The sequence below is a fragment of the Kitasatospora sp. NPDC003701 genome (genome assembly GCF_053587085.1).
In genome coordinates, this window is sequence record NZ_JBSFNM010000062.1 from 1 (window position 1) to 16,639 (window position 16,639).

Consider the following 16,639-nt stretch of genomic DNA (forward strand, 5'->3'; position numbering starts at 1 on the left):
GGCCCAGCAGATCACCATCGGCGAAAAGGTCCTCGCCGCCCAGGGCCCCGGCGCCTGGCCCGTCTGCTCCGTCAAGGCCGGCCTCACCAAGTAACACCCCGCCCCACAACACCCCACCCCACCCAGGGCCGCACCACCCAGGGCCGCACCACGACAACGCCGCTGCACCCGACCCGATCACCCATCCGGTCCGGTACAGCGGCGTCGCGGCATTCCCGGACCCATCCAGGACCGTTCCGGTCCCGAAGCCGCCTCCGGGCAGGATCCCGACAGTTGTTCCGGGCTTCCGCGGACCGGCGGCAGCACGACGGGCTAGGGTCCGTATGTACTGGCACAGACGGATGTCCGGCGAGTGAGCCGGAGCGGGAGCGTGGGGCCCTCATGGTGAAGTCGGCTAGGCCGCAGCTGGTGTTCGTGCACGGTATCGGTGGGCCTCGTGACGAGCAGCAGGAGCATCTGGCCTGGCGAACCGCCCTGGCCGAGGGAGCCAAGGAGGCCGGCCACGCGGATGCCGTGCCGGGCCTGCTGGACGGCTCGCTGGTGGACAGCCGATTCGCCGACTACAGCGACCTGTTCGTGGCGGCAGGCGCTCAAGGGGCTGACGGCGAGCAGCCTTCGGAGGCCGAGGCCGACTTCGTGACGGCGCTGTTGTGGGAACTGATCGATGAGCTCGACCGGCAGGCCGCCGGCCAGGTCGGCGAGGAACGCACCGTCCGGATCATCAAGGACGCGCGTTTCCAACTCGGCGCGGCGTCGAGCGGAGTCGCTCATGCCCAGGGCCTGGGAGAGCCGTTCCGGCTCCTGATACAGGTCGCGACGACGCTGATGCAGATCCCGGGCGTCCGCGCGGGAGCCCAGTGGGCCAGTGGTCGCGCTCTGCTCATGGCGCTGGCACAGGTGGGACGGTACCTCGGGCGGGGTGAGGCCGACTCCTCCGGACGAACACTGGACGCCCTCGTGCGGGAGAGGGTGCTGGGCGGACTGGACGAGACGCGCCCGCTCGTCGTGGTCTCCCACTCGCTGGGCAGCGTTGTCGCCTATGAGGCCCTGCACCAGTACACCGGCCCGGTCGCCCTCTGGGTGACCATCGGGTCGCCGCTCGCCACGGGTGCGGTGGTCCTGCAGCGACTGGTCCCCCGACCTCCCCACACTCCCCTGGGCGTTGCCCGATGGCTGAACTTCTGGGACCGCGATGACATCATCGTGTCGCGCCCGCGGATCGAGAAGTGGATGACGCCGAACCAGCAGGGAGTCGCTCCGGACACGTCTCGTGTGGAGTCGAACGGGCTGTGGGTCCACACGGCGACGAAGTACCTGCGACAGAAGGCGGTGGCCGGCCCAGTGATGGAGGCGCTGCAGCGGTGACGGATCATCACGTCCCCGGCCGCCGCCACGTCGTGGTCGTCGCCGCGCACTGCCCGCAGGAAGGTCCGCTTCCCGAACTGGAGCCCGCGGCGCGTGAGTTGCACGGGGTCCTCGTCGACCCCCTGCTGGGCGCCTGCCACGAGCGTGCCGGCGAACCGGCCTCCCTGGTCATGGGAGCCGACCTCACTCCGGCCCGGGTCCAGGATGCCATCGTGGCAGCGGGCCGCCATGCCGCGCGGGACGGTGGCGTGCTCGTCGTGGCTCTCCTGGGCCACGGGTTCTCCAGCCCCCACCTGCACTACATGGTGGGCGGCTCGGTCAGAACGGATCCGACGTCCGCGCTCGACGTGCGCTCCACCCTCACCGCGGTCGCCAACATGCAGGGCCTGGACGGGGTCATCGCACTCATCGACACCTGCGACGCCGCGGGCGGCATCCCGGCCGTCGACTCGCTGATCGACGGACCTCGCGCCGGCGTGACCCGGGTGGCCGTCCTCTCGGCGTCCACCGCCCACCAGCGCGCCTGGTCCCTGACCTTCTCCACCGCCTTGGCCCGGACGGCCAAGGAAGGACTGACCGCGACGGGAAGTGTCATCGGCGTCGACGAGACGCTCGTGAGCCACCTGAACTCCCGCGTCGACGGCCAGACCATCGGAAGCAGCGTTCACAACCACGATGCGTACGCCGCCGACGGCCTGTGGCTCTTCCGCAACGCCAGACACGCCCTCGACGCGGCGGCGGGAACCGTCGGACCGCTCGGCCGGTCCCAGCTGGCCGAAGGGCTCCAGTCCCTGACTGGCGCTCCCGCACCGCCCTCGCTGTGGAACCGCCACGAACTGACACTGTTCAAGGAGTCGGTGGCAGCGTGCGAGGCCACCGGAATGCTTGAGCGCGCGGCCCGGGCACGCCTGTTACGGGTCACCGAGGGCCTCCTGGAGTGCGCCCGGACCCACGCGTTCCTCAACGACAACCTGCACTCCCTCCTGTCCGAGGAACGCCTCCGCGGGGTGGGGCGCCTTCTTCGGTACCCCCCTGACCTCCTGGCCGCGCCCCTGCTGCGTGATCTGCTCGAACATGCCGTGCTGCGGGCGCAACCCGAACACGCCCCGCCGTTCCAGGCGTTGGCGGGTCTGATGGCCGCTCTGGCGCACCTGGGCGACCAGGACCTGACGGGCCCCCTCCTGCTCTGGGCGCAGGAGCGAGGCGCCGTCGCCGAGGTCAGGACCTCGCTGGACGCCCTGGCCAAGGCCGACAAAGCGGCCGGCGTCCGGCTGGTGCTTGGCCTGGACGACCCCTGGGGCAATTGGCCGGTGGAGATCCAGGGCTGGCTGGTCCGGGGCGGCGAGACGGTGGGCAGCGAGGTCTTCGAATGTCCGTCGCAGGACGCGCGGGGCGTCGGAGCGGCCATCGCGCGGGCGCTGAGCTGGGCGCGATCGCAGCTGTCCGCCGACGAGCGCCCTCTGGAGTTCGTGGACGTGGCCGCCTCGGGCCAGTTGCTGGCCTGTTGGCACCCCGAGGAGACGCTGGCCGGCAGGCGCCTGCTGGGCGTCGGCCAGCGGGTCACCATGCGTTGGAGCGGAGCCCTCTACTCCAACGCCGACGACCTGGACGATCCCTGGGCGATCAACGACGCCAGCCAGAAGGTGATCCACCAGGTGGAGGCCTGCGGTGACACGAGCGCGCTGCGTTGGGTGGACAACGACGATCTTGAGAACGTGGAAGCGCTGCACCACAAACTGGCGACCTGGACGGTGGACGGCGCGCTCGGCGTCTCCCGGAGGCCGCCCGACTTCGCGCCCGCGCTGGAGGCGCTTCTGCCCTACGCGCCGATCCTGCTGTGGCCCCGCGAAGGCACGACCCTCGACGACGCCCGGCTGCAACACGTGGTGGCCAAGCACTGGCAAGCCCTGCCCGGCGGGCTCACCGACGCCTACCGGCGGCAGCTGGACCCCGCCGCGTGCGAGGCCGCCGACGAACTGGCCGAGGTACGGGCCGTCTGGCACGACCACGGGTGGCTGGCCTTCTGTCGACAGTTCGAAGACCGAGAAGTAACCGTGCCCGAGGAGACCTCATGACATGGACGCCGTACTACCGGGGCGACGGCGTGGCAGGCAGCCCGCCCCTCGGAACGCCGCCCCCCTGGCGCGAGTTCCCCCGCACCTCCCAGCACGCCCAGTACCAGCCCCCGCCGGGCATGGTCGACGCCGTCAACGCCGCCCTGTACCTGCGCAGGCCCCTCCTGGTGACGGGCCCCGCCGGATCGGGAAAGTCGACCGTCATCGAACAGGTCGCCCACGAAGCCGGACTGGGCAGCGTCCTGCGCTGGCACATCACCTCACGCAGCACCCTCGCCGAGGCCCTGTACCGCTACGACGCCCTGGGCCGCATCCACGCGCAGAGCCTGCGGACCGCCACCGGACCCCGGACCGGAGCACTCGCCCGCCGCGCGGAGCGCCACCGCGGCGACGACATCGGCCAGTTCCTCCAGCTCGGACAACTGGGCACGGCCCTCGTCGACACCCCCACAGGCCGCCCGCGGGCCCTGCTCATCGACGAGATCGACAAGAGCGACCTCGACCTCCCGAGCGACCTGCTGGAAGTACTCGAACGCGGTGAGTTCGAGATCCCCGAACTCACCCGCTACCACCGCAAGAAGGTCAAGGTACGACTCTGGGCCGACCAGGAGACCCACCTCATCGACGGAGGCAGGGTCCACTGCTCCCAGTTCCCGTTCATCGTCATGACCAGCAACGGCGAACGTGACTTCCCCTCGGCGTTCCTACGACGCTGCATCCGCTACAACATGCCGCGCCTCACCCAGGAGTCACTGGTCAGCATCGTGCGTGCCCACCTCGCCCGGATCGACGAGACCGAGACCCTCGCCCTCGTCACCGACTTCGCCCACCGTCTCGAAGCCGGCGAGCACCTGGCGGTCGACCAGCTACTGAACGCCGCGGCACTCCTCGCCCACGACGGCGTGCCCACCGGCAGCCAGCGCACCGAACTGCAGGCGCTCCTCCTACAGGAACTGGGCCGTGACTGACCGGCTCGCCTCCGCCCTGGCCATCCTGGCGAGACACGGCATGACCGCCCGCGACCTGGCCGACGCGCTGCTCCTGGCCGCCGCCGGGGCCGGCGCCACCGACCCGACGGCCGCGGCCCGACCGGACGCACCGAGAACCGTCGAAGGGACCAACGACCGAAAAGCCCCGTCGAAGGCGACCGCCCCGGAGGAACGAGGCCTCGCGGCGGTCTCGGTCGAGGACCCGATCGGTGAGGTCCTCACCCGCGGCACACCGCTGTCCCTGGGTCATGCGAGCGCGCTCCCCCAAGCGCTGAAACTGGGCGGTGCCCTCCGCCCCTTCCGCCGTCGCTGGCGCCACGGAGCCCGCCGACACCTCGACGTCGAAGCAACGGTCGACCGCTACGCCCAGACCGGGCTGATGCTGCCGAAACTCGTCCCCACCCCCGAGGCGTGGCTGGAGGCCGTCCTCATCGTCGACGGTTCTCCCAGCATGGCCATCTGGGAGGAGACCGTACGGGCCCTGGCCAAGCTCATGCGCACCTCCAGGGGCTTCCGGGCCGTACACATCTGGAGACTGGACTGGCACGAGGGCACCGCCCAGGTCCGCGACCACCACCACCGACTCGTTCGTCCCGACCGGCTCACCCAGCACAGCGGACAACCCGGTCGGCGGCTCGTGCTGGTCGTCTCGGACTGTGCGGCACCCCCCTGGCACACCGCGGGCCCGTGGAAACTCCTCCACACCTGGGGGAGGACGGCCCCGATCGCGCTCCTCAACCCCCTGCCGCGCCGCCTCTGGCGGCGCTCCGCACTCAACCTCCAGCCCGTCCGCACGACGGCGCCCCGGCCCGCCGCCCCCGGCGCCCAGCTGCGAGTCCACCGGCCGCAGGGGCTCACGACCTTCGACGGCGCCGCCCCGTGGCAGGCGGTTCCGGTGGTGACCGCCCAACCCCAGTCCCTCGGCACCTGGGCCAACGCCCTGATGCGCACCGACCCCGCCGGGTGCGAAGCGGTCCTGGTACCCGCAACAGGCCGTGCACCCGCCACCTCCGACAAGCCCGGACGGCGGCCGAGCACCCCCGCCGACCTCGCCAAGCGGGCCGACGTCTTCGTCCGAACGGCGCCGGCAGCGGCCGTGCGCCTCGCCGTACACGCCTCGGCGCTGGAGGCCTTCCCCCTGACAGTCCTGCACGCCGTCCGGGAGCAGGCCGTGCCGGAGGCAGGACTGCCCGACCTCGCGGAGCTCCTCACCTCCGGCCTGCTCACCACCCGACCCGATCAGCAGGCCCGTCAGCGGCTCTTCGCGTTCCACCCCGATGCGCTGCGCCGCCTGCATCAGGACCTCACCCAGGAGGCGGCGTGGCACACCCTCCGTGCGCTCTCCCGGCACGTCGAAACCCATCCCTGGGCCCCGCACGGCATCGCGGCCGTGCTGCACTCGCCCGACAGCGACACGACCGTCGCAACCGTCCGGGAGCCCTTCGCCTACACGAGGTCGTCCGAGGTGTCGGGCCCCGGAGTGGAGCAGGTGCAACCTGCCGGCGACTTCGCGGATCCTGTCACCACCGCCACCACGCTCACCGGGGAGATCTCCGACCACCGGGAGCCCGATGGCACCGAGGAGACCATCGCTCAGCTCCACCAGGTCCTCGCCGACCAGGAGCGCGTCCTGGGCCCGGACCATCCCGACGCCCTCGACACCCGCCACGACCTCGCCCTCTCCTACGAGCAGGCCGACCGCACCGACGAAGCCATCACCCTCCTCGAACAGCTCCTCCCCGACCAGGAACGCGTCCTCGGACCCGACCACCCCAGCACCCTCGACACCCTCAGCAGCCTCGCCTTCAACTACGGACAGGCCGACCGCACCGACGAAGCCATCACCCTCCTCGAACAGCTCCTCCCCGACCAGGAACGCGTCCTCGGACCCGACCACCCCGACACCCTCGACACCCTCAGCAGCCTCGCCTTCAACTACGAGCAGGCCGACCGCACCGACGAAGCCATCACCTTGTTTGAACGACTGCTCGCCGACCGCGAGCGCGTCCTCGGACCCGACCACCCCGACACCCTCAGCACCCGCAGCAGCCTCGCCCTCTCCTACCGACACGCCGACCGCACCGACGAAGCCATCACCCTCCTCCAACACGTTCTCGCCGACCGCGAGCGCGTCCTCGGACCCGACCACCCCAGCACCCTCACCACCCGGGGCAACCTCGCTATCGCTCACTGGCACGCCGGCCGCACCGACGAAGCCATCCCCTTGCTCGAACGACTGCTCGCCGACCAGGAACGCGTCCTCGGACCCGACCACCCCAACACCCTCACCACCCGAGGCAACCTCGCCCTCACCTACCGACACGCCGACCGCACCGACGAAGCCATCACCTTGTTCGAACGACTACTCGCCGACCGCGAGCGCGTCCTCGGCCCCGACCACCCCAACACCCTCACCACCCGAGGCAACCTCGCCCTCTCCTACGAGCAGGCCGACCGCACCGACGAAGCCATCACCCTCCTCGAACAGCTCCTCCCCGACCAGGAACGCGTCCTCGGCCCCGACCACCCCAACACCCTCACCACCCGAGGCAACCTCGCCCTCACCTACCGACACACCGACCGCACCGACGAAGCCATCACCCTCCTCGAACGACTGCTCGCCGACCAGGAACGCGTCCTCGGACCCGACCACCCCAACACCCTCGATACTCGAGGCGGCCTCGCCCTCTCCTACGAACAGGCCGACCGCACCGACGAAGCCATCCCGATGTTTGAACGGATGCTCACCGCTCAGGAACGGATCCTCGGACCCGACCACCCCAGCACCCTCACCACCCGGGGCAACCTCGCCATCGCTCACTGGCAGGCCGGCCGCACCGACGAAGCCATCGACATGGAGACACAACTACTCGCCGACCGCGAACGCATCCTCGGACCCGACCACCCCAGCACCCTCACCACCCGGGGCAACCTCGCCATCTCCTACCGACAGGCCGGCCGCACCGACGAAGCCATCGACATGGAGACACAACTACTCGCCGACCGCGAGCACATCCTCGGACCCGACCACCCCAACACCCTCGATACCCGCAGCAGTCTCGCTCTCTCCTACCGACAGGCCGGCCGCACCGACGAAGCCATCGACATGGAGACACAACTACTCGCCGATCAACAGCGCATCCTCGGACCCGACCACCCAGACACCCTCGCCACCCTGGGCAGCCTCGCCATCTCCTACCGACAGGCAGGGCGCGACGACAAAGCCATCCCAGCGTTCGAACAGCTCCTTGCCGACCGCGAAAGCATCCTCGGACCCGACCACCCAGACACCCTCACCACCCGAGGCAACCTCGCCATCTCCTACCGACAGGCAGGCCGCACCGACGAAGCCATCGACATGGAGACACAACTACTCGCCGATCAACAGCGCATCCTCGGACCCAACCACCCAGACACCCTCAACGCCCGCGTCAACCTCGCCCTCTCCTACCGACAGGCCAACCGCCACGACGAAGCCATCACCCTCTTCCAACACGTCCTCGCCGACCGCGAGCGCGTCCTGGGTCCCGACCACCCCAATACCCTCACCACCCGGGGCAACCTCGCCATCTCTCACTGGCAGGCCGGCCGCACCGACGAAGCCATCGACATGGAGACACAACTCCTCGCCGACCGCGAGCGCATCCTCGGACCCGACGACCCCGACACCCTCACCACCCGACACAACCTCGCCCTCTCCTACGACCAGGCCGACCGAACCGACGAAGCCATCACCCTCCTCCAACAACTCATCGCCGACCAGGAACGCGTCCTGGGTCCCGACCACCCCAATACCCTCACCACCCGAGGCAGCCTCGCCATCTCCTACCGGAATGCCGGCCACACCGACGAAGCCATCGACATGGAGACACAGCTCCTCGCCGACCGCGAGCGCGTCCTCGGACCCGACCACCCCGACACTGCGGTAAGTCGACGAAACCTGACGACGATGCAGCCGGAGGACACGCAGGAGGCCACATAAAGCCGTCCTCGGCCTTCACTCGGTTTGCCCGGACCCAAGTGCTGAAACAAGTTCGGTGGAGGGTCGTACCGCGTGACTGTCCATGCCTCCTGGGCCTACGTCGTGCACCGCCGACCGATCGCCGTCTCACACGGAGTGTCACCACTGCAAGGCAGTAGGTGGCCGCCGCTGTGCAGACAGCACCCGGCGGCATCCCTCTGTCCGTGCGGCCTCACCGTCCGTGCTGGCCCGACTGAACCCTGGCTTGTCACGCCCTGTAGCGGTTTACTGGGAGGGACCAGGGCAGGAAAGGGAGGCCCGGCGATGGAATGTCCCCACCCCTCCGGGTTCCACGCCGAGGTACGCCGCTGCTACGCGGCCGCCGGGGCGGAGGTGTCCCGGCTGGTACGAGCCGCTTCCGAGGACCAGTGGTCGGCACCCACGCCCTGCCGCGCGTGGGACGTGCGCGCGCTGGTCAACCATCTTGCCGCGCAGCACCTCTGGGTCTGCCAGGCGGTGGCCGGCTACACCCCGGAGCAGATCGGCCACCGCTTCGCGGGCGACGTGCTGGGCCGCAACCCCGTCGGCGTCTGGACCATGGCCGTGAACACCGCCGTACGCGCGCTGGACCAGCCGGGCGCCCCCGACCTCCTGGTGCACCTGCCGTACGGGGTCCGCGATCTCGGCGGTTTCGCCCGTGAGTTGACCGCCGAGACCGTCGTGCACGGCTGGGACCTGGCCCGGGCGCTCGGTGAGAGCGGCCGGCTGCCGCAGGGCGCCGCACGGTACGCGTTCGCGGAGTTCCAGGGGTACCGCGACCTGGCCGGCACCGGGCAGTTCGACCCGCCGCGCACCGCGGCGCCGGGAGCCGACACCCAGGACCGGTTGCTGGCGCTCACCGGCCGTGACCCCCAGTGGTCGGCCGAACGGATCTGACCCGCTACCGCGCGAGCCGGCCCAGCAGCCCGGGCGTGGACTACGAAGCCGCGCGGCTTGAGGCCAGGGCGGCGGCGAGTGACCTGAACGCGGCACAGCTCAGCGTTGATCTTCGCGAGGGCACGCGGGATGGCCTTCCGCGGCGCCGCGGCGCCGTTTCCGCGGTGGCTGTTTTTGCAGGTCGGCGCTGTGCGCCGCCCTTGAGTGAGTGAAGAAACCCTTCGACGGCCATCGGGCCCGGACTCGTCTGCGTCTTCCGGACGCAGGAGCCCCGCCCCTCTCCCGGACAGTGATCCTCCGCTGCCCTCGACCGGAGTCCAGGGCCGCCGCCGGCGCCGAGTTCGTCGAGGCCAACGTGGTGGTCACCAGAACGACCCCATGTGATGACTCGATTCGTATGATCGGCCGCCACCGACGAGCATCGCCCCCAGGAGCAGCGCGACGATTCGCATGCGGAGGGTAATCGGATCCTCCGCCACTTCAAGGAGTTTCGATGAACCGTCTCACCAAGGCCTCGGTCACCGCCCTGGTCTGTGCCGCTGCGTGTACGGGCACCCTGGTCTCCACCGCGACCCCGTCCGTGGCGGCGACCGCCGACACCTGCGGCGGTGCCATCAGCGACTACACGGGCCATGCCAGCACAGATGCCGCCTTCACCGGCACCGCCACGGACGGCGCCACGAGCCGGCAGTTCAGCATCACGCCCCAGACCCACGACAGCGCACTGGTGAAGACGGAACTCGTCACCGGCAGCAATGACACCTACGCGATCGCCAACTTCTCGCTGGGCGTCAACAGCCTCGGTCGAGGAATCGTCTACTTCGCGATGTTCGGCGGCACCGGCAACAGCACCGACATCGCCTGCGCAACCGGGACCCGCGTCACCCGGATCACCGGCCAGCTCCGGGTCTCCGACGCCGACAGGCCACTGGAGTTCGACATCAGCCGGTCCTGACCGCCGGAGGGGGAAGCCTCGACAGGTGCTGCGCCGGCGTCCCGCCGCCCGCCCGGGCAGCGGGACGCCGTCGACTCAAGGGCTGATCGGCTTCTGCGCGTCGCCTTTCCGAGGGGCGATCCGGTCGCAGTGCCGGTCGGCCTCGTCCATGTAGTGGGTGGTCACCAGCACGGTCATGCCGGTGGCCCGGCGGATGGCGTCGACGCGCTCCCAGACGCCGGCGCGGGCGATCGGGTCCAGGCCGATGGTGGGCTCGTCCAGGACGAGCAGCCGGGGGGCGCTGACCAAGGCCTGGGCGAGTTCCAGCCGGCGCACCATGCCGCCGGAGTAGGTGCCGACCATCCGGTCGGCGGCCTCGGTGAGGTCGACGGCGGTCAGCGCCTGGGCGACCCGCTCGGACCGCTCGGACCTCGGCACGTCGAAGACCCGGGCGAACAGGGCGACGTTCTCCCGCCCGGTCAGCCCGGCGTCGGCGGAGAGCTGCTGCGGCACGTAGCCCAGCAGCCGGCGGACGTCCGTGCGCTGCCCGGCCGCGTCGTGGCCGAAGACCCGGACCATGCCGGAGACCGTCGGGAGCAGGGTGGTGATCGCCCGGATCGTGGTGGTCCTGCCCGCCCCGTTGGGGCCGAGCAGGCCGAACACCTCACCGGAGCGCACCGTCAGGTCGACCCCGTCGACGGCCTTGGGACCGCCCTTTCCCCGGCCGCGGTGGAAGGTGTACTCCAGGCCCCGGCAGACCACCGCGTCCTCCTTCCCCGGTGTCATCGCTCCGCCCTCCGGCCCGTCGCCGCCCGCTCCGCGGCGGGCCCGGCGGACTCCCCCGGCCGGCCGCGCAGGCCCGCCGCGACGCCCTGCAGCGCGGGCAGCGCGGCGGCCAGCGCCGCCCGGTCCCCGGCGGACAGCCCCGCCACCACCTCGCCGACCAGGGCCGTGCGCCGGGCCCGCCAGGCCGCGAGCCGCTCGACGGCCTCCCCGGTGGTGTACAGCAGGGCGGCCCGGCGGTCGGCCGGATCCACCTCGCGGCGCAGCAGGCCCAGTGCGACCAGCTGGTTGACCAGGGTGGAGACCGAGTTGCCGGCCAGGCAGAGCTCCTCGGCCGCGTCCGAGACCCGCAGCCCCGGGGAGTCCGCGACCAGGCGCAGCAGTTCCACCTGCGCGCCGCGCAGCCGCGGCTCGGTCAGCCCCTCGCGCAGCCGTCGCCGTACCAGGCGCTGGATCCCGACGAGGAGGGTGGAGAACTCGTCACCCAGCGCGGTGTCCGACGGGTCCGTGGCATCCGCAGTCATACCCTCATTTTAGCTCTCAGTGAGAGGTATTCGTCCAGAGCGCGGAGCGACGGACATCGGCGGGCCCGAACGTCCAGGTCCGATTCACGCCGGACCAACACCCGCCCGGGCTGGTGGACTTCGACCTGAACCCAGCGCCCACGAACAGGACCACCGGCATGCCCGACACCGCCCGCCCCGCCGCCCGCCCACCCGGCGACGCCCCGCCCCGGCCCCGGGCCGGCGGCTGGCCCGCCGTGGTCGCGGTGACCACCGGCGTCTTCTCCCTGGTCACCACCGAGATCCTGCCGATCGGCCTGCTCACCCCGATCGGCGCCTCCTTCCGGATCTCCGACGGCACGGCCGGGCTGATGATGACGCTGCCCGGCCTCGTGGCCGCGGTGGCCGCGCCCGCGGTCACGGTGGCGACCAGGCGGGCCGACCGGCGCACCATGCTCTGCGCCCTGCTGGTGCTCCTGGCGCTCGCCGACCTGCTCAACGCGTTCGCCCCCGCCTACTGGGCCCTGCTCACGGCCCGGGTCGCGCTCGGCCTGGTCATCGGGGCCTTCTGGTCGATCGGCTCGGGGCTCGCTCCGCGCCTCGTCCCGCAGGCGCGCCGGGCCCGGGCGAACACCGTGATCTTCTCCGCCGTTCCGCTCGGCTCCGTCCTCGGCGTACCGGCCGGCGTCCTGCTCGGCTCCGTCGCCGGCTGGCGCGCGGCCTTCGTCGCGATGGCCGCGCTGACCGTGCTGGCGCTGGCGGCGCTCCTCGTCTCGCTGCCGCCGCTCCCCCCGCAGGCCGGCGCCGGCACCGGTGCCGGCACGCTGCGCGGGCTGCTCGGGGGCCGGGGCACCCGCACCGGCCTCGCGGTGACCTTCCTGGTCGTCCTGGCCCACTTCGGCAGCTACACCTACGTCACCCCCTTCCTGGCGGATGTCACACGGGTCGGTCCGGGTCAGGTCACCGCGCTCCTGCTCGCCTTCGGCGCCGCCGGCCTGCTCGGCAACGTCCTCGCCGGCGACCGGGCGGCGCGGGCACCCGGCCCGGCGCTCGCCGCGGCGGCCGCCCTGCTCGCCGCCGCGACCCTGCTGCTGCCGCTCCTGGGCACCTCCGGTCCGGGCGCCGCAGCCGTGCTGGTGCTCTGGGGCGTGGCGTACGGCGCCGTCCCGGTCTGCTCCCTGACCTGGTTCCTCGCCGCGGCGCCGCACGCCCCGGAGGCGGCCGGGGTGGTCTTCACCTCGTCGTTCCAGGCCACCATCTCGATCGGCTCGCTGGCGGGCGGCGCGGTGGTGGACCACGCTTCGCCCACCGCCGTCATGCTGCTGGGCGGCGCCACCGCGCTCGTCGCGGCGGCCGCCGCACGGGCGCTCGGCGGCCGGATCCGGCCCCGACCGGAGGACCGTCCCGGCGGCGCCTCCCCGGGGGCCCCTTCCGCGCCTGCGCCGGCCCTCGGCGCGGCGCTGCCGGAGCACCCGGCGACCCGGTAGCTCCGGCCGGGGCAGCCGGTGACGACGGGTACCGCGCCCCGGCTCGGCGCGCACGGGCGCCGAGCCGGGGCGGGTGGGCAGGCGCCGCTAGGCAACCGGCTGCGGCTGGGTGACGCAGTGGATGCCGCCGCCGCCGAGCCCGATGTAGTCGATGTTCAGCTGCTCGACGACGCGGCCGGGGAAGAGCGACTTGAGCTTCGCCTTCGCGGCGGCGTCGGCCCGGGAGTCCCCGAACTGGGCGGCGATCACCGCGCCGTTGCAGACGTAGTAGTTGGCGTAGGAGCCGACGAACGCCGGGTCGCTCTGCCGGATCGTGTAGTAGTCGGGGCCGCCGAGCTTGGTGGCCTGGATGCGGACACCGCGGGCGTCGGTCGCCGAGGACAGCACGTTGTACTGGTTGATCTCGTCCTTGGTCCAGACGTCCGACGGGTCGTCGGTGGCGTTCGGCTGCTGGACCAGGCCCTGGCCCGGGGCCAGGAAGCGCGAGGTCGCGTCGACGTGGTCCCCGGTGATGTCCTGGCCGGCGACCCCGGCGAACCAGATGACCCGGCTGGCGCCGTACGCGGCCTTCATCGCGTTCTCGGCCTGGGTCTGCGACATGCCCGGGTTGCGGTTGGAGACGAGGATGCTGCTCCGGGTGGCCATCAGGGTGCCCGCGCCGTCGGTCTCGATGGCGCCGCCCTCGCCGACCAGGCCCGCCGCGGTGAACGGCACCCCGACGTAGGCGGCGACCCGGGCGGCGACCTTGCCGTCGTTGGTGGAGGTCTGGTTGCCGCCCCAGCCGTTGAAGTTGAGGCCGACGGCGTCCAGGCCGCCCAGCCCGTTGGTGCGGAAGACCGGGCCGGAGTCGCGCATCCAGCAGTCGTTGACCGGGATGGTGGTGATCACCGTGACGTTGGCCCCCGGGCAGGCCCGCCGGGCGGCCGCCGCGGCGGCGGGGTTGGCGCACAGGTGGACCGGCTCGTACTTGGCGATGGTGTTGACGACCAGCGCGATGTTGGCCTGGATCTGGGCGAGCGAGGGCGTGGTGCCGCCCCGGCGGCCGCCGCGCCGGCCGGTCCAGATGGTGGGGTCGTCCGGCCAGGCCATCCAGGTCCGGGTGTGGGCGACGGTGTCGATCGGGACGGCGAAGGTGCCGGCGGCCGTGGCCTTGTCGGCGCGGCCGGCCGGGGCCGCCGCGGCGGCGCCGCCGTTCGCCGCCCAGGCGGTGCCCGCCGTGACGAGCCCGGCCGCGACCAGGAAGTTCCTTCGCCCCAGCGCAGCCGGCCCTCTGCCGGACGAGACGTGCGGGTCACTGTGACCGTGCATCTCTCGGCCTCCTCATCTGACTCTCCGTGGCCTTTCCACGTGATGGCCATGACGGTAAAACTGACCAAGCGCTCGGTCAATACTTTGCGCAAGGCTCGTCCGGTCCGCTTCGTCCGGTCCGCTTCATCCGGTCCGCCTCGTCCGCACCGGCACGTCGTCACCGGCGCGGTCTCGCTAGAGTTTCCGGATGGCTACGCGCGCTGAGGACCCTCGCCCCGTCGACCCGCCGACCGGGAATCCCGGCACCGGGAGCGGCAGTGGCGCAGGCACCGGAACCGGCACCGGCACCGGCACCGGTACGAAGCGCCCGCGCGCCTCGGCGAAGGGCGAGCAGACCCGGGCGCGGCTGCTCGCCGCCGCCCGCGAACTGCTCGCCGGGGACGGCTCGGTGCCCTTCACCACCCGCAACGTGGCGGCCCTCGGCGGGGTGACCCACGGCATGTGCCACTACCACTTCCAGAACCGCACCGACCTGATCGTCGCCGTGGTGGAGAGCATCAGGCCGGAGTGGATCACCCCCCTGGAGGAGGCGGTCGCCGGTCCGGGGACGTTCGCCGAACGGGCCGAGCGGGTCGTCACGATGCTGTCGCAGCCGGAGGGCGGCGACCTGTCACGGCTGCACTCCGCCCTGCACTGGTTCGCCGCCGGCGACGAGCGGGTGCGGGAGAGCCTGGAGGCGGAGTACCGGCGCTGGCGGGAGTGCTTCGTCGCGCTGTTCCAGGTCCTGGCGGACGAGCGCGGCGGCGGGTTCGACCCCCGTCCGCTGGGCGAGGCGGCGGCGGCCGGGACGGACGGGCTCGCCGCGTTCCAGACCCTCGGCGCGCAGATCGACTCCGCGCCGGTGATGCGGGCGCTCGTCCTCGGCCTCGCCGCCGGCGCCGCGTAGCGCCGGCGGCATCAGGACGGCCCCGGCGGCGGCGGCGCCGGCCCCCGAGCTGCGGGTCCGCGGAGATTCGCCGCGCTCCTACCCCCGCCCGCCCCTGAAGGACGGTCAGGAATCCTTCCTCGTCCGGGCGGTCACCCCAGGTGGGGAGTCGCCCGGCGCTCGAGGAAGTGCCGGATCCGGAGCTGCTGCGTGTGGTGCATCGGCAGGTCTCCGATGTCGTCCGGAGCCACGAACCGGAGATCGGTCGACTCGTCGGAGATCCGGAGCCTGCCGCCCGTGATCCGGGCGGTGAAGCAGACGTTGAACTGTTGACGCACCTCGCCGTCCGAGTAGGCGATCACATGGCGGGGGTCGGTGTAGGTGCCGACCAGCCCGGTGATCTCGACGGCGAGCCCGGTCTCCTCACGGACCTCCCGAACGGCCGTTCCGGGCAGCGACTCACCGAGATCCATCGCACCGCCCGGCAACGCGTACAAGCCGTTGTCGGTGCGCCGTTGAACCAGAATGCGCCCTTCGTCGTCGGTCACCACTGCCGACGCCGCCACGACCAGCCGGTTCGGCTCCGGCGCGTCGGGATCGTCGTAGAACTCGGTTCGTGCCACGTGGTCAACTCTCCTCGACCGGCAGGGCGGCGTTCCATACTGCATCGAAGCTCGCAGCACAGGTGTCGAACAGCGTGCCCGCGCCGGTGCGTCGCAGGTGCCAGACCGGGGCTCCAAAGGCGTTGACCCCCCACACATGCGCGTTCACCAGCACCTGGTCATCTGCCCGGTAGAGGCTGTTGTAGAGCGTGGTCCCGTGGGTCCGGATTTCGACCCCGGGCGTGCCGAGCAATGGCCGGTAGTGCATGAGGGCAAGCCTGCACCGGGACTCGATGCCGTGCCCGAACCTCTCCTCGTCCCCACGCTGTCTCACGTTCCCGCTGTCCGGGTCGCCGAGCGCGATCCGGACCACACAGCCCTGGGCGGCACGCCCTCGAAGCAGGTCGTTGAGCCGGGGGTAGGCCTCATGAAGGAACACTGCGGCGTAGACGAGCACATCGATGCGTGCTGCGGCCTGCCCGATCAGGTCCACGAACACGGATACCGGCAGGTCGGCCCGCTGTTCGTACAGGGCCACCAGCTCGGGGCTTGTGGCTCGCACGGCACGTGGCTGCCGCAGGCTCGGCCACAGTGCGAACAAATCCTCTCCAAGCGCGTCGGCAGCCACTCGGGCGGTCCCGATCCGGGGCGTTCGGCTCTGATTGGCCCATCGCTCGACTGACTTCGTGTCCACTCCGACTCGCTCGGCCAGGGCGGCGTACGTCCAACCCCCTGACACCATGACGGCCTTCAGTCTCTCGTTCGACATGTCGCCTGTCTCCCCGCAGGGCCCGGACTCTTGTAGGGACGTTGTACCGCGTGAGGGACGTT

Annotated in this window: 12 protein-coding genes and 2 pseudogenes; 9 read left to right on the forward strand and 5 right to left on the reverse strand. The window is 71.7% G+C overall.

Annotated features, from left to right (window positions below):
- The 7 genes and pseudogenes from ACWDRR_RS36430 to ACWDRR_RS36460 form a co-directional block, all read left to right on the forward strand.
- A pseudogene (locus ACWDRR_RS36430) lies at positions 1 to 91 on the forward strand (transglycosylase family protein); the annotation flags it as partial.
- Positions 92 to 408: 317 nt separating this feature from the next.
- Positions 409 to 1,365 (forward strand): alpha/beta fold hydrolase, encoded by a 957-nt coding sequence (locus tag ACWDRR_RS36435; RefSeq protein ID WP_449776560.1) that lies wholly within the window; start codon positions 409 to 411, stop codon positions 1,363 to 1,365.
- Positions 1,362 to 3,440 (forward strand): vWA-MoxR associated conflict system protein, encoded by a 2,079-nt coding sequence (locus tag ACWDRR_RS36440; RefSeq protein WP_449776561.1) that lies wholly within the window; start codon positions 1,362 to 1,364, stop codon positions 3,438 to 3,440. The genes ACWDRR_RS36435 and ACWDRR_RS36440 overlap by 4 nt, the downstream gene beginning before the upstream one ends.
- A complete protein-coding gene (locus tag ACWDRR_RS36445) occupies positions 3,437 to 4,408 on the forward strand; it encodes an AAA family ATPase (RefSeq protein ID WP_449776562.1) in 972 nt (323 codons plus the stop codon). Before ACWDRR_RS36440 ends, ACWDRR_RS36445 begins: the two co-directional genes overlap by 4 nt.
- Positions 4,401 to 8,411, forward strand: a complete 4,011-nt coding sequence (locus ACWDRR_RS36450; RefSeq protein ID WP_449776563.1) for a tetratricopeptide repeat protein — start codon at positions 4,401 to 4,403, stop codon at positions 8,409 to 8,411. Before ACWDRR_RS36445 ends, ACWDRR_RS36450 begins: the two co-directional genes overlap by 8 nt.
- A 303-nt stretch (positions 8,412 to 8,714) precedes the next feature.
- Positions 8,715 to 9,326, forward strand: coding sequence for a TIGR03086 family metal-binding protein (locus ACWDRR_RS36455; protein ID WP_449776564.1), 612 nt, complete (start codon positions 8,715 to 8,717; stop codon positions 9,324 to 9,326).
- A 493-nt stretch (positions 9,327 to 9,819) separates the two neighbouring features.
- Positions 9,820 to 10,281: a hypothetical protein gene (locus ACWDRR_RS36460; protein ID WP_449776565.1), complete on the forward strand. Its 462-nt coding sequence runs from the start codon at positions 9,820 to 9,822 to the stop codon at positions 10,279 to 10,281.
- A 114-nt stretch (positions 10,282 to 10,395) separates the two neighbouring features.
- On the opposite strand, the pseudogene ACWDRR_RS36465 reads toward ACWDRR_RS36460, so the two are convergent.
- A pseudogene (locus tag ACWDRR_RS36465) lies at positions 10,396 to 11,046 on the reverse strand (ATP-binding cassette domain-containing protein); the annotation flags it as partial.
- Positions 11,043 to 11,567 (reverse strand): MarR family winged helix-turn-helix transcriptional regulator, encoded by a 525-nt coding sequence (locus ACWDRR_RS36470; protein WP_449776566.1) that lies wholly within the window; start codon positions 11,565 to 11,567, stop codon positions 11,043 to 11,045. The gene ACWDRR_RS36470 and the pseudogene ACWDRR_RS36465, both read right to left, overlap by 4 nt.
- A 158-nt stretch (positions 11,568 to 11,725) precedes the next feature.
- On the opposite strand from ACWDRR_RS36470, the gene ACWDRR_RS36475 reads away from it, so the two are divergent.
- The gene (locus ACWDRR_RS36475) at positions 11,726 to 13,033 is read left to right on the forward strand and encodes an MFS transporter (protein ID WP_449776567.1); all 1,308 of its coding nucleotides are present in this window, start codon (positions 11,726 to 11,728) and stop codon (positions 13,031 to 13,033) included.
- Positions 13,034 to 13,120: 87 nt separating this feature from the next.
- On the opposite strand, the gene ACWDRR_RS36480 is transcribed toward ACWDRR_RS36475, so the two are convergent.
- Positions 13,121 to 14,341 carry an agmatine deiminase family protein gene (locus ACWDRR_RS36480; RefSeq protein WP_449776568.1) on the reverse strand — a complete coding sequence of 407 codons (1,221 nt, stop codon included), beginning with the start codon at positions 14,339 to 14,341 and terminating at the stop codon, positions 13,121 to 13,123.
- A gap of 187 nt (positions 14,342 to 14,528) precedes the next feature.
- On the opposite strand from ACWDRR_RS36480, the gene ACWDRR_RS36485 reads away from it, so the two are divergent.
- A complete protein-coding gene (locus tag ACWDRR_RS36485; protein ID WP_449776569.1) occupies positions 14,529 to 15,227 on the forward strand; it encodes a TetR/AcrR family transcriptional regulator in 699 nt (232 codons plus the stop codon).
- Between the two features lie 131 nt (positions 15,228 to 15,358).
- Here ACWDRR_RS36485 and ACWDRR_RS36490 read toward each other — a convergent pair whose 3' ends face one another.
- Together ACWDRR_RS36490 and ACWDRR_RS36495 are read right to left on the reverse strand one after the other, a co-directional pair.
- Positions 15,359 to 15,829: an NUDIX domain-containing protein gene (locus ACWDRR_RS36490; RefSeq protein WP_449776570.1), complete on the reverse strand. Its 471-nt coding sequence runs from the start codon at positions 15,827 to 15,829 to the stop codon at positions 15,359 to 15,361.
- Positions 15,830 to 15,833: 4 nt separating this feature from the next.
- Positions 15,834 to 16,577 carry a helix-turn-helix domain-containing protein gene (locus tag ACWDRR_RS36495; RefSeq protein ID WP_449776571.1) on the reverse strand — a complete coding sequence of 248 codons (744 nt, stop codon included), beginning with the start codon at positions 16,575 to 16,577 and terminating at the stop codon, positions 15,834 to 15,836.
- Between the last annotated feature and the right edge of the window lie 62 nt (positions 16,578 to 16,639).